The organism is Paenibacillus sp. HW567, assembly GCF_000374185.1.
Lineage (GTDB): Bacteria > Bacillota > Bacilli > Paenibacillales > Paenibacillaceae > Paenibacillus_AQ.
Genome location: NZ_KB910518.1, coordinates 1,390,741 through 1,403,977 on the forward strand (window position 1 = coordinate 1,390,741; position 13,237 = coordinate 1,403,977).

General features: G+C 50.7%; 14 protein-coding genes. 11 read left to right on the top strand and 3 right to left on the bottom strand.

Annotation, left to right across the window (positions count from 1 at the left end; translation table 11 throughout):
• Window positions 1–216: 216 nt before the first annotated feature.
• Window positions 217–1,341: a DUF4349 domain-containing protein gene (locus B212_RS30870; protein WP_019909593.1), complete on the top strand. Its 1,125-nt coding sequence runs from the start codon at window positions 217–219 to the stop codon at window positions 1,339–1,341.
• A gap of 86 nt (window positions 1,342–1,427) precedes the next feature.
• Here B212_RS30870 and msrB read toward each other — a convergent pair whose 3' ends face one another.
• Window positions 1,428–2,381 (bottom strand): peptide-methionine (R)-S-oxide reductase MsrB, encoded by a 954-nt coding sequence (gene msrB / locus B212_RS0106095; RefSeq protein ID WP_019909594.1) that lies wholly within the window; start codon window positions 2,379–2,381, stop codon window positions 1,428–1,430.
• Window positions 2,382–2,476: 95 nt separating this feature from the next.
• Window positions 2,477–3,154: a TVP38/TMEM64 family protein gene (locus tag B212_RS0106100; protein WP_019909595.1), complete on the bottom strand. Its 678-nt coding sequence runs from the start codon at window positions 3,152–3,154 to the stop codon at window positions 2,477–2,479.
• A gap of 129 nt (window positions 3,155–3,283) precedes the next feature.
• Here B212_RS0106100 and B212_RS0106105 point away from each other — a divergent pair, with 129 nt between their 5' ends.
• From B212_RS0106105 to B212_RS0106150, 10 genes are all read left to right on the top strand, one after another.
• On the top strand, window positions 3,284–4,219 hold the full coding sequence (locus B212_RS0106105) for a Gfo/Idh/MocA family protein (RefSeq protein ID WP_019909596.1): 936 nt from the start codon (window positions 3,284–3,286) through the stop codon (window positions 4,217–4,219).
• 27 nt (window positions 4,220–4,246) lie between these two features.
• Window positions 4,247–4,570 (top strand): hypothetical protein, encoded by a 324-nt coding sequence (locus tag B212_RS0106110; RefSeq protein WP_019909597.1) that lies wholly within the window; start codon window positions 4,247–4,249, stop codon window positions 4,568–4,570.
• Window positions 4,571–4,696: 126 nt separating this feature from the next.
• A complete protein-coding gene (locus B212_RS0106115; protein WP_019909599.1) occupies window positions 4,697–5,014 on the top strand; it encodes a winged helix-turn-helix transcriptional regulator in 318 nt (105 codons plus the stop codon).
• A gap of 156 nt (window positions 5,015–5,170) precedes the next feature.
• On the top strand, window positions 5,171–5,896 hold the full coding sequence (locus tag B212_RS0106120) for a hypothetical protein (protein ID WP_019909600.1): 726 nt from the start codon (window positions 5,171–5,173) through the stop codon (window positions 5,894–5,896).
• A gap of 340 nt (window positions 5,897–6,236) precedes the next feature.
• Entirely contained in the window at window positions 6,237–6,974 is a 738-nt protein-coding gene (ric, locus tag B212_RS0106125) for an iron-sulfur cluster repair di-iron protein (RefSeq protein ID WP_019909601.1), read from the top strand.
• Window positions 6,975–7,147: 173 nt separating this feature from the next.
• A complete protein-coding gene (locus B212_RS0106130; RefSeq protein WP_019909602.1) occupies window positions 7,148–7,849 on the top strand; it encodes a hypothetical protein in 702 nt (233 codons plus the stop codon).
• A 214-nt stretch (window positions 7,850–8,063) separates the two neighbouring features.
• The gene (nirB, locus tag B212_RS0106135) at window positions 8,064–10,475 is read left to right on the top strand and encodes a nitrite reductase large subunit NirB (protein ID WP_019909603.1); all 2,412 of its coding nucleotides are present in this window, start codon (window positions 8,064–8,066) and stop codon (window positions 10,473–10,475) included.
• Between the two features lie 32 nt (window positions 10,476–10,507).
• Window positions 10,508–10,828, top strand: coding sequence for a nitrite reductase small subunit NirD (nirD, locus tag B212_RS0106140; protein ID WP_019909604.1), 321 nt, complete (start codon window positions 10,508–10,510; stop codon window positions 10,826–10,828).
• A gap of 49 nt (window positions 10,829–10,877) precedes the next feature.
• A complete protein-coding gene (locus B212_RS0106145) occupies window positions 10,878–11,696 on the top strand; it encodes a formate/nitrite transporter family protein (RefSeq protein ID WP_019909605.1) in 819 nt (272 codons plus the stop codon).
• A 110-nt stretch (window positions 11,697–11,806) separates the two neighbouring features.
• Window positions 11,807–12,298, top strand: a complete 492-nt coding sequence (locus tag B212_RS0106150) for an NUDIX hydrolase (protein ID WP_019909606.1) — start codon at window positions 11,807–11,809, stop codon at window positions 12,296–12,298.
• Between the two features lie 104 nt (window positions 12,299–12,402).
• On the opposite strand, the gene B212_RS0106155 is transcribed toward B212_RS0106150, so the two are convergent.
• Complete coding sequence (locus tag B212_RS0106155; protein WP_019909607.1) at window positions 12,403–13,122, bottom strand: cyclic nucleotide-binding domain-containing protein; 720 nt, start codon at window positions 13,120–13,122, stop codon at window positions 12,403–12,405.
• Between the last annotated feature and the right edge of the window lie 115 nt (window positions 13,123–13,237).

Consider the following 13,237-nt stretch of genomic DNA (forward strand, 5'->3'; position numbering starts at 1 on the left):
TCTTCAAGAGACACCATCATTGTAGCAGATAACCCAGGCATTTCGCAAACAGGAAACGGTTTCCCGGCTGGAAAAATTTCCGGTATTCTGCAACCTTCCAGCTTTTGGATCGTCAGAGAAATAAGGCGAAAGAGACTAATAGACAAAGAGCTCATCTCGCCGCAGCAATCTGTACAAAAGAAGCGGATTTTTCACTACACTTTTGGAGGAATGAGCATGCACAAACGGGGTCAGCATTATCTGCATTATGTACTCGGGTTATTGATGCTTGCAGTGGTTTTGGCGGGATGCGGGGCGGGAGGCAACAGCGATTCTGCGAGCGATTCGGGTGCGGTGGCAGACACTTCCACGATGAAGCAAGACTTTAGCAGCGAAGCGGCTGCAAACACTGCATCGGACGGTGCGCCGCTGGCGAAAGGTAAACAGAGCGAAGCGGCGGCGCTCGATACAACCCAGGCTGTGGCTGCCGGTGACGGAAGCCAGGCCGTGAAGAGCCCGGATGCGGAGCAATCGGCAAAAGGGGCGGCGGGGTTTACCGGCAGCGATGTTGTGGCTGGACTGAACAAGAAGCTGATTTATCACGCTAACCTAACCATGGAAGTGGCGGATTATGGCGCGGCACAGACGGATGTGCGGAATATGATTACCCTTGCGAACGGCTATATTATCGAATTTAAGGAAGACCTGTCCGAATATGAGCAGGGCGGAAGCTTTATTTTCAAAGTCCCGGCCTCCGGCTTTTCATCTTTTCTGAACAGTCTGGAGAAGGTGAAGCATGAGAAGCTTCAGCGCAGCATTCAGGGACAGGATGTTTCGGAGGAATATGTGGACCTCGAATCACGCCTCAAAGCCAAGGAGCTGATGGAGAGCCAATATATTGAGTTTATGAAAAAAGCGACCAAATCCTCGGACCTTGTGGCCTTTGCCAACCAGCTTGGCACCATTCAGGAGGAAATTGAACAAATCAAGGGCAGAATGCGTTACATTGACCAGAATGTCTCCTTTTCAACGGTGGAGCTTCGTCTGTACGAGACAGATAAGAGTGCAGATGTTAAGAAGGAGAAGGAGCAAGATCCGCTGCTGGGCCGTGCTTCTGATGCGCTCCAGGGCAGTATGAAGGCTTTAACGGTGATGTTTCAGTGGCTGTTTGTGTTCCTGGCCGGCGCGCTTCCGGTACTGATTATTGCTGCGGTAATCGTGGCGGTTGTGCTCTGGTTCTTTAGAAATGCAAAGCGGAAGGATGATGAATCCATCCGGCGCCTCCGGGAGCTGAACCGCGGCAAGCAACCAACGTCAAGCCCTGAGGATGATGAGGAAAAGGAAGAGAAGAAGCCGGAGTAATGGTTAGCAGCCGCCGCAAATAACACAAAAGCCTCGCACCCGAAGCTGACGGGTGCGAGGTTTTGCAGATTGAGGCTGTCATCCTCTCAAGCATGCTGGAACAGCGCACGGTACTCGCCGTAGCCTTCCTGCTCCAACTCTTCCTTCGGTACAAACCGCAGCGCCGCCGAATTGATGCAGTAGCGCAAGCCGCCCGGTCCGGGGCCGTCGTTGAAGACATGCCCAAGATGGGAGTCGGCTGCTTTGCTGCGTACCTCGGTACGGATCATCAGGTGGCTGAGATCGGTTTTCTCCTTGACCGAATAATCGCGGATCGGCCGGGTGAAGCTCGGCCAGCCGCAGCCGGAATCGAATTTATCCCCGGAGCTGAACAGCGGTTCGCCGGATACAATATCGACGTAAATTCCATCCCCGTGATGATCCCAGAATTCGTTGCGAAAAGGCGATTCGGTTGCATTGTTCTGGGTTACTTCATATTGCAGCGGGGTGAGCCTTGCCTTCAGACTGCTTGAATCCTCTTTGTATTTCCAGTGCTCCTCGATAAAAGCATCCCGGCCTGAGCCTTTGCGGTACCGTTTGTAGTGCCCGGGATTCTTGTGATGATAGCCCTGGTGGTACTCTTCGGCAGGGTAAAAGGGTCCCGCCTCAAGAATCGGTGTCACAATGGGAGCGGAAAAACGTCCGCTTGCCTGCAGCGCCGCCTTGGAAGCTTCCGCTTGCTGCCGCTGTTCTTCAGAATGGGTGAAAATGGCTGTGCCATATGAGGTTCCGCGGTCATAAAACTGGCCTCCGGCATCGGTAGGGTCAATCTGCTGCCAGAACAGCTCCAGCAGCTTGCTGTATGGAAAGATATCCGGATTGAACGTAATCTGTACCGCTTCCACATGTCCGGTGGTTTCTGAGCAGACCTCCTCATAGGTTGGGTTGACAGTATGTCCACCCGTGTACCCGGAGACGACCTCAATAATGCCCGGAAGCTCTTCGAAAGGGGATACCATACACCAGAAGCACCCTCCGGCAAATGTTGCTTTTTCCGTCATTAATATCCCTCCATTCACAGAATGCAATTAAATATGTCACAATGTAATTATAAAACAATTATCCGCTGCCTGCCAGCGCCGCCTAGATTCGTGCCTTAGTCTTTCTTTGGTATCAGGAAGCCGGGGCGCAGGGATAAAGCCGCTAGTCCTAACACAGCAATGTAGACCAGGATGGCTATTACAGCGCTTCGCGGATGCTGGAACATTTGACCGCCAAGAAAAGCATATAAGGCGATGCCGGGGATTTTGCCAAGCCCGGATGCGGCGAGATAGCTCCAGAACGGCAAGCCCGCGGTTCCGGCATATATGTTAACGGCAGCCTGCGGAATGAACGGAGCCAGCCGGGCCAGCACAACGGAAGCGAAGGGACGCCGCTGAACAGCCACGGTGAACCTGTCCAGGGCCGGTACAGAAGCCAGATATGCGCTGGCTTTGTCCAAATATAAAGATGTGCCTCTTTTACGCTCTGCAGCTTCTTTATTATTCCCGCCCTGCTTGCGAAACATATATTTCACGATGCTATACATAATCGCCGCAGCAAGGGTTGACGCGCTCCAGCAAATTACTGCACCGGCCAGACTGCCGTAGGCATAGCCGTACAATCCGATGATCAGCTTATAAGGAACGGCAGGAAACAGAGCTATTACAGTAGCTGCAATAATGCCAAGGAATACATTATGATCCTCCCGCAGCCAGGCGAGGATGTCGTTTCTGTAGATGAAGGCGAGGACAATCCCCAAAAGATATAGCAGTATAGTCAGCCATTTTCTCATTTAATTATGCCCTTTCTCCCGCTTGTTCATCTCATCATACTGAAAAAAAGCGAATTAATGAAGCAAAGTTCATTGTTGCCGGGCCTAGTCACGATATAATACTTCTATAAACCAAAGGGAGATACACTCATGAACATTGCTGAACGCAAAAAAGTAGCTATCATCGGCATCGGCGGCATCGCCCGTAAAGTCTATCTGCCGCTGCTCTCCCGTCATGATCAGGCAGAAGTGGTAGGCGTGCTCAGCCACTCTCCGGCAACTGTGCAGGGTACGGTTCATTCTTACCGCTTTCCAAAAGGCACAACAGATCTGAAGGAGCTGCTATCCTGGGACCTGGATGCAGTATTTGTGCATAGCCCTACAACTACCCATTATGATATTGTTATGAAATGCCTGAACCACGGCGTATCGGTATATGTGGATAAGCCATTGTCTTATCATCTGGAGGAATCCCGGCGGATGGCAGAGCTGGCCGCTGATAAGGGGCTGCTGCTGGGTGTAGGCTTTAACCGCCGCTACGCGCCAATGTATATGGCCGCCGCAGCCTGGCTGGAAAAAGCCGGCGGTATCAGCGCCTGCCATGCGTTCAAGCACCGGACGAAGGTGCAAGCCGGCAGCAGCCGTGAGACGGTCCATGATGATCTGATTCATATGCTGGATTTGCTGCTCTGGCTGTGCGGCGGGGATGCAGAACTGCTGTACGGCAGCCTCAAATCTGACGATGCCGGGCGATTGCTTCAGTCCTCCGGCGTGCTCGGCTGGAATCATGGTACAACCGGCATGTACAGCATGGTCCGGGACGCCGGTGCAGATCTGGAGAAGCTGGAGCTGCACGGCCACGGCCGGTCCGTGGAAGTTGTGGATATGGAGCGGGCAACACTCTATGAGAACGGAAAGCTTCCGCGTACGCAGGGTTTTGGAAGCTGGGATACCATCCTTGAGCGCAGAGGGTTCAGCGGTGTGGTAAATGATTTTTTGAATAACTTGAACACCCCGGAGCAATGCGGGGTTTCTGCTTCAGCCGTCCTGTCCAGTCATGAGCTGGCAGCGAAGCTTGCGGATTGACATGAGGAGCAGAAGGGAGGAAGCAGCATGGACGATTACAGCAAATCAATGGAAGAAAGAATTATCGAGAGCTACAAGCGGGATGAGGAAATGATGATCCTGGTCTTTGCCCAGTGGTGCGTGAACAATAGCCTGGACCCGCACGTTTTGTATCTGCAAGCCTACCCGCAGCAGGAAGGAAATGTGGCGCTGAGCAACGCACTGGCATTGACGGTTCCCAAGGAGGAAGCCGGAGATATATCCGACGATACGGTTCTTGGGGTATTGTCTCTTTACAGCAATGATGATCTGGCTTATGCGGTAACCCAGGCAATTGCCGGGAGAAAACCGCCACTAGGAACAAAGGATTGACAACCGGGATATACTAACTATGGCCGGGTGAACTTTTTTTTGGCAAACGATGTTCATTGTGTTATAAATGTGTTAAAATTATATATACTAACTTATTGTAAGTTTGACAAGTGAGAGGTGAGAATAATGGAAGAACATCAGTTGACGATGTGCCCTCGATTCGAAACGGCCTTCTCCTTCTTAGGCAAGCGTTGGAATGGACTTATTATTCAGACATTGATGAGCGGACCGAAGCGTTTCAAGGATATTTCCGGTCTGATCCCATCCATGAGCGATAAGATGCTGTCCGAACGAATGAAGGACCTGGAATGTGAAGGGATTCTGGTGCGCCATGTGTACCCGGAAACACCCGTGCGCATCGAGTATGAGTTGACAACCAAAGGCCGGGCGCTTGAGCCGGTCATGCAGCAGATTCAGACTTGGGCCGAGAGCTGGGTTGAGTAGCACCCGCTTTAGAGAGTCCGTTGATAGCCTCTTTTCACAGTCTGTGAGAGGGGCTTTTTCAATTTTTTGCTTGATTTTAACAAAGAAAACTTGCACTTTTGACAGTAGAATATAATATAATAGAAAAAAACTTTGCTCATCAAGGAGGCGAGGAAGATGACAACCACCTTGTTTTCCCGGGAAATAACCTATGGAAAAGAAGATGTTGCAATACTTGAGAACGCTTCGATCAGAGTGCAGCTCATTTACGACAAAGTGTTGTTCATGCTCCACAGCCACCTTCCTGCTTCTGTGTGGGATGCGTGGATTGGCGTACCTTATGAGATTATTTCTTCCTTGTACAAGGGGGATAACGATAGCGGCAGCGTTTTTCAAAAATGGATTCAAAGTCCCTCAGGCTGGAAATGTATCGGCTGTGAACGGCATTGCCTTGAGCCTTCTGCAGGTCCGGTGATCCCCTCTTCCGGTAAGCAGCGTTTGTTCACCTTCCACAACGGAGTTCGGCAGAGCATGGTGCTTCAGGCGGTGATTTGGTCCATGTATGAGAATACGGTGCTTTTCCAGCCCTATTTGGGCGGCGAGGCTTTTCTGGATGCGGACGATTTGGATACGATCTCCACATACTTCGTACCCACCTATCTGAGCAAGCAGCGTCTGATCGAGAACGGCAAGCCGTGCAAAGAATATCAGGAACAGAACATTAGAATATTCCAGGAATGGTTATCCGCTCCCGACCTGGTGCTTCAGTGGAACGGAGGACTGACCGAAGGCCGCTGGATGACCGGCGTCTATGTGGATCATTCCCGTTTTGCCGGGCTGGGCCCCTATCTGAAGGATGCGCAGGGCAAGCGGACGTATATGCGGGCTACGGTATCGGGTTAAGTTATATAAATTGAACTAAAGAAAATATGAAAAGGGCCGAAGTGACGAAGGGGAAGTTTGGATACTTACGGAGCGGTAGCGACCGCCTTTGTCTGCGGATTTCCACCGCGAAGAGCGGTATATAATCAAGAAATCTGCAGGCGGGCAGCGGCCGGAAGTCCAAACATTCCCCGCAGTTACGACCAGACCCCAACATGAAATCTATAGTCAACTTATATAGTTCTGAAGTTCATTAAATTTTTTTATATTTAGTGCGTACAATCACAAGCTGGCTCTCCCGCTGGCGTTAAGGTGAAGGGGTAAGAAGAAACCTAAACCAACAACCTGAGGGAGGGCCAACATGGCGGCCAAACAAATGAATAATACAACTACGGGAGTACAGGACGGTTTTTCCGGTGAAGCAATGGTCAGAGATATCGTGCTGCAATTTCCCAAAGCTGCGGATTACTTCAAAGCACAGCGGATTGACTTTTGCTGCGGAGGAGCTAAGCCGCTTACGGAGGCGGCAGCAGAGAAGGGGCTTGATACGGAGTCAGTCATCCAGGATCTGAACAAGCTGCTGGAGGAACATCCGGTATTGGAGGAGGGGGAGGACACCGCCTGGAACGAGGCCTCTTCCGAAGATCTGGTTAATTATATCGTGAATAAGCACCACCGTTATTTGCGTGAGGAGCTGCCGCTAATCGCTCAGAATGTAACCAAGGTTTTCCGCGTGCACGGTGAGGATTCTCCGCATTTGGCCGAGGTTTACCGCCTGTTCCATACGCTGCGGGAGGACTTGCTTCAGCATACGGCTCAGGAAGAGGAGAGCGAATTTCCGAAAATGCTGGCTTACTCGAACCATCCGACTCCGGAAGGCTTGGCTGAGCTGCACGGCCTGCTGCATACGCTGGAAGAGGAGCATGACGGAGCTGGCGAAATTCTACGCGAGCTTCGGAGAGTTACAAATGATTTCACACCACCGGAGCATGCCTGCACGACTTATCGCTTAACCTACGCGCGGCTGGAGGAGCTGGAAGGAATGACCTTTGAGCATGTGCATCTGGAGAACAATATTTTATTCCTGCGCTACCAGTAAAATATTTGTGCTGCGTCCAAAGTCCCTGCGGGGGCTTTTTTTATATAGTAAGAAAGCAGCAAAATTTGAGAACCGGTCTTATTTGCGTTATTCTTAAAAGGACTATATACATAATAATTAAGTGCCTGAATAGCTGCGGAGGCTGGAATCGGGCGGGAGAGGCGGTGCCAGAAATGCCCTCAAGATTTCTGTGGCGGATATTGCTTGGAATTATCATCATTGCAACAGCAGGCGGCTGCTCTTCTGTTCTTGGTACCACGGCTGACGGGAGCAATTCGGGAGCCCGAAATGATGGACCGACATTTTCGCTGATGGTCGGAGACAGTGAGCTGGCCGGAAGCTCCGGCAGACAGCTCAGCGAAGCCTACAAGTCTGGAATCTCGCTGCTTGAATTGCTTAAGAGCAGCGGAGTCGCCACATTTGCCGCAGACGGCTTAAGTATTCTGAGCGTGAACAAGGTGTTCCTGAGTCCGGAATGGGTCTGGGAGATTCATATGGACGGCAAAAAAATAACCGACTGGAATAGTAATGTTGACCGCGATGACAGCATAATTATTGCGGCGAAGCCGGCAGCGGGCGGTGCTGAGCTGCAGCCGGTCCTGCTCTCCATCAACGGAGGGAGCGAGCAGCCGGAGCTGACGCATTCATATGTGCAGCCATATACGGAGGACCTGACTGTAAGAAGCATGCTGAAAGGCAGCGAAATGGTGCAATTGGCTGAAGACAACAGGACGGTGACAACGGTTATGGATTATGCTCCGCTCAGCAATGAGGCATGGAAGCTGAAGGTGAATGGCAAGCCGCTGCTGGACAGCGGAATTGATATGAAGCTTAGGCCACAGGATACACTGGAAATTCTGCTTGCGTTACGTTGATTTAGGATTGTATAGCCAGCTTTCTTACTGCTTATGGCATAGGAAGCTGGCTATTTTTATCTGTATGCGCACATAACTATTGATCCCGAAAAGGTGTGAAATGTTTCACATTTGTTGTGATTGGAATCACAAATACCCTTCAAATTTCAACCGTATAATTTCACTATATAGGAAGTTGTGACGAAGTCCAGGAGCTTGAAGGAGGGTCTTAAAAGTGACAGTGGAGAAAGAAAAATTAGTACTTATAGGCAATGGGATGGCAGGCGTAGGCACTATTGAACAAATATTGAAGCTGGGCGGTGCTTATGATATCACCATCTTCGGAAGTGAGCCGCATCCCAATTACAATCGGATTATGCTGTCCTACGTCCTTGAGGGCAGTAAAACAATCGGGGACATCATTCTTAACGACCGCAAGTGGTACGAGGATAACAACATTACCCTGCATACAGGAGCTACCGTCACCCGGATTGATGAAGCGGCACGGCTGATCATTACGGATAACGGAATGACCGTTCCTTATGACAAAGCTATTATCGCAACGGGTTCGAATTCTTTCATCCTTCCTATTCCCGGCAACAACAAAGAAGGCGTTGTAGGCTTCCGCGATATTGCGGATTGCGACGCTATGCTGGCTGCGGCTAAGCAGTACAGAACGGCAGCGGTTATCGGCGGAGGTCTGCTGGGGCTGGAAGCGGCCAAAGGACTCGTGAACCTGGGGATGGATGTTACAGTCGTGCATCTGCTGGAGGATCTGATGGAGCGGCAACTGGACCGCAATGCTTCTTCGATGCTGCAGAGCGAGCTTGAGCGCCAGGGTGTGAAATTTGCCATGGGCAAGCAGACCGTCGAACTGACCGGGGAAGAACGTGTGAACGGGCTGCGCTTCAGTGACGGAACGGAACTGGCCGCAGATTTTGTAGTAATGGCGGTCGGAATTAAGCCGAACACGCTGCTTGCCCAAGAGAGCGGCATCACCGTTAATCGCGGAATTGTGGTCAATGATTATCTGCAGACCTCGATGGCGGATGTATATTCCGTTGGCGAGTGTACAGAACACCGCGGGATTTGCTACGGTCTGGTAGCTCCGCTGTTTGAACAGGGTATGGTGCTGGCCAAGCATCTGTCCGGTGTCCCTACCCAGCCGTATGAAGGCTCGGTCGTATCGACCAAGCTGAAAATTTCCGGAGTGGATGTCTTCTCAGCCGGTGAATTCATTGAAACTGCGGAGCACACAGTAATCTCTGCCAAAGATGAATGGAAGCGGACCTACAAGAAGATTTTGCTCAAAAATAACATCATCGTCGGTGCGGTTCTGTTCGGCGATGTTACGGAATCGGCCAATCTGCAAAAGCTGGTCAAGCAGGGTGCGGAAATGACCGACGAAATTTATGGTGAGGTTATGGGCGGCGGCGGAGCCAAGAAAGGCTTGTCCGTCGAAGCTATGGCTGATGAAGAGATTGTCTGCGGCTGTAACGGCGTGACCAAAAAAGCGATTGTCGATGCCGTTACCGAGAATGGTTTTACCACTGTTGATGAGATCAAAGCCTGCACCGGAGCTACCCGCTCCTGCGGCGGCTGCAAGCCGGTTGTTGAGCAGATTCTGCAATTTGTGCTTGGCGACAGCTTCCAGCAAAGCGCGAAGCAGGGCATTTGCACCTGTACCTCGCTCAGCCGGGATGAAATCGTGGCAGAAATTACAGCCAAAGGCCTGAAAACAACTAAAGAGGTAATGAATGTGCTGGGCTGGAAACAAGCCGAAGGCTGCTCCAAATGCCGTCCGGCAGTGAACTATTATCTCGGAATGATCTATCCGGACACCCATGAGGATGAGAAGGAATCACGTTTCGTCAATGAACGGATGAGCGCCAACATTCAGAAGGATGGTACCTTTACCGTTGTTCCGCGTATGTACGGGGGGGTTACGACACCGGAAGATTTGAAGAAAATTGCCGATGTCTCCCTGAAATATGATGTGAAGGTTGTGAAGGTAACCGGCGGACAGCGTTTGGACCTGATCGGCGTGAAAAAAGAGGATGTGCCCAAGGTATGGGAAGAGCTGGATATGCCATCCGGTTATGCCTACGCGAAATCGCTGCGTACAGTAAAGACCTGTGTAGGCTCGCAGTTCTGCCGCTTTGGCACACAGGACTCTATGGGTATGGGAGCTATTCTTGAGCGCAAGTATGAACGGCTAGATTTTCCGGCCAAGTTCAAAATGGCAGTGAACGGCTGTCCGCGCAACTGTGCGGAATCCTGCACGAAGGATATCGGCATCGTCGGCAATGACGGAGGCTGGGAAGTATTTATCGGCGGAAATGGCGGAATTAAGCCGCGTATCGCTGACTCCTTCTGCAAAGTGAAAACCGATGAAGAGTTAATCGAGGTCTGCTCTGCTGTGATGCAATTTTACCGCGAAACCGGCAACTATCTCGAACGAACCTCCGAGTGGGTAGAGCGTATGGGACTGGAGCAGATTCAGCAAGTGATTCTGGAGAATGAAGACAACCGTAAGGAGCTGGCTGCACGGATTGATTTTGCCCTGGCACAGGTTTCTGATCCCTGGAAAAAGATGCTTGACGACAAAGATACGCGTACTGCGCTTTTTGAGCAGGCAAGAGTCTGATTCACAGCGACTAGGAGAGAGGAGAGAAAACAATGCAATCCACCAAACAAGAATTTACTGTTGGAGCAGTGCAGGATTTCCTGCTGCAGATTGGCCGGGTAGTCAATGCCGGATCTGTGGAGCTGGCTATTTTCCGGACTTCGGATGGAGCGGTCTATGCCATAGAGAACCGCAGTCCTCATCCGAAGGGCGGTCCGCTCGCGGAAGGAATCGTTTCGGGTTATTATCTGTACGATCCGCTGTATGACTGGAAGATCGACCTGCGCAGCGGAGAAGTCCAGGCCCCGGATCACGGCAAGGTAGCAACATATCCGGTTGTGCTGGACGGCGATTTAGTGAAGGTCAGCTTGTAGAGAGAAGGTTCAGCAAATTATTTCAAATAAATAATGGTGGGGTGGAAGGATGTTTACACAAAGCGTGGAGAACATCGTAGAGACAGCGGTTGGCAAACGTGACAAAATGAATGAAAGTCTGCCGAAGTATTTTCTTGCCGCGCTTTTAGCCGGAGCGTATGTGGGAATTGGCATCATCCTGATTTTTTCATTGGGAGCGCCACTTGCGGCGATCAAATCCCCTTTTCAGCCGCTGATCATGGGAGCGTCCTTCGGGATTGCCTTGACCTTGGTCGTCTTTGCAGGCTCGGAACTGTTTACCGGAAACAACATGTTTTTAACCGTAAGCACGCTTGCCGGTCGAACCAGCGTGTGGGATACCGTGAAGAACTGGATCATCGTCTTTGCCGGTAATCTTGCCGGTGCGGTTATACTGGCTCTGCTGATCCAAGGGACGGGATTATTCAAGGCAGCCCCGGTAGATCATCTGATCTTTACCGCAGCCGCCAAAAAAATGAGCCTTCCATTCTCCGAGCTGTTCTTCCGCGGCATTCTCTGTAACTGGCTGGTCTGCCTGTCTCTGTGGATGGCCTCACGCGCCAAAAGCGAGACCGCTAAGCTGGTGCTGATCTGGTGGTGCTTATTCGCCTTTATTGCCAGCGGCTATGAGCATAGTGTGGCCAACATGACGCTGCTGAGCGTAGCGGTGCTGCTGCCAAATCATCCGGAGACAATTTCAGTTGCAGGCTGGGTGCATAACATGATTCCGGTGACTTTGGGCAATATCATCGGCGGAGGCGTGTTTGTCGGCATGGCATACTGGCTGATTTCTCCTGTACGTGCAGCCCGTGCAGCTGTTATACCTGATAAGCAGCAACGGATCAGCTAACCTCTGCTGGCCCTGTGGTCGAATAGACCACAGGGCCTTTTTTTTGTCACTGCAGCCGGAACATGCATGTGTTAAGCTTGGGGGGAATTGAATGAAGGAGTTGTCCGCGAGTGTTGAGCTTCAATCACTTTGGCGTTTACGGGATTTGTCAGCGTGAGGGCAAGCTGCTGGTGATCCGTAAAAGAAAAGGCCCTTATACGGGAAGATACGACCTTCCAGGCGGAAGGCTTGAGGAGAACGAAGGGCTGAGGGATGGGCTGGTTCGGGAGTTTATGGAGGAGACTGGACTCACGGTAAGCGTACAAAGCAATTCGGGAACATTCGATTGTTTTGTGCGTTTTCAAGAGGAAGCCTTCACCCATATGCACCATATAGCCGCTCTATGTACAGTGGAAATTGCCGGGGAAGGAAGGCCTGCCAAGATTGTGGAGTTTGCGGAACAGGATTCTCTGGGGGCCGAGTGGGTGGACTTATCAGAGATTACACTCGACTCTTCTTCACCTGTGGTGGTAGCAGCGGCGGAATGGCTGAGTAATGGAATCCTGCCAACTGAGACGAGGTATTATGATGATTGGGAAACGAAGAACCAACCAACTCCATAAAAAAAGACGCCGGACGGGGCGTCTTTGACCACTCTATTGGTAATACGAATGATAGGGTCATATATGATTCAGTGAGGTGAATAGAGGGTATTGTTGTTAGGAAATTAAATGCGGCAAATTTCATTAGGGCAAAGTTCACAATGGCAGATCTCTTGGAGCATTGCAAGATCCTTGATGACGATCATGCCGTTCTCGTATTCTACAGCATCCTTTTTACGCAGGTCGCTCAGCATCCGGTTGACGCTCTCACGGGTAGCGCCGATCATGTTGGACAGATCCGTATGCGTAATTTTTTTGTTGATCAGAATGCTGTCGCCGTTCTTCTCGCCGTAGGTGTTGCCGAGCCGAATCAGTGTGGAGCAGAGTGCGCCAGGTTTGCCGTACATCATCAGATCACGGAATTTCGTTTGGGTGAGACGGTGATGGATACCCATCCATTTCATAAAGTCGATAGCAAAATCACAATGCTGGCAGATCAGAATCTCCAGATCCTTCTGCTCAATGATTCCAACTTCACTCTCTTCAATTACTTCGGCTGTGAAGCTGTGCTTGGTGCTAAAGAACGGGTCGGCCTGGCCTACCATGTCACCGGCTTGGTACATATAAAGAATGAGTTCCTTGCCTTCATCAGTAGATTTGGTTAGCTTCACACGTCCACGTTTGATATAAAACAATTTATCCGAATAGTCGCCTTCCCAGAACAAATGAGAGCCTTCTGGAACCATACGTTCTTTCATTGTGACCAAAAGTCGGTTAAAGTTCTGTTCGGAGAAACAGTTTGTATTTCCGTGGGCTTCGATAACATTGTAATGTTCCTTGATCATAATCGACATCCCCTTTATTCCCTCAGTTTTTCAGTAAATTTTAAATTAATTATACCTTGAAATTCCTCTTTATGGGTAAAGATTTTCGCGAAAAAGTGTCGAATTTTTAACATTG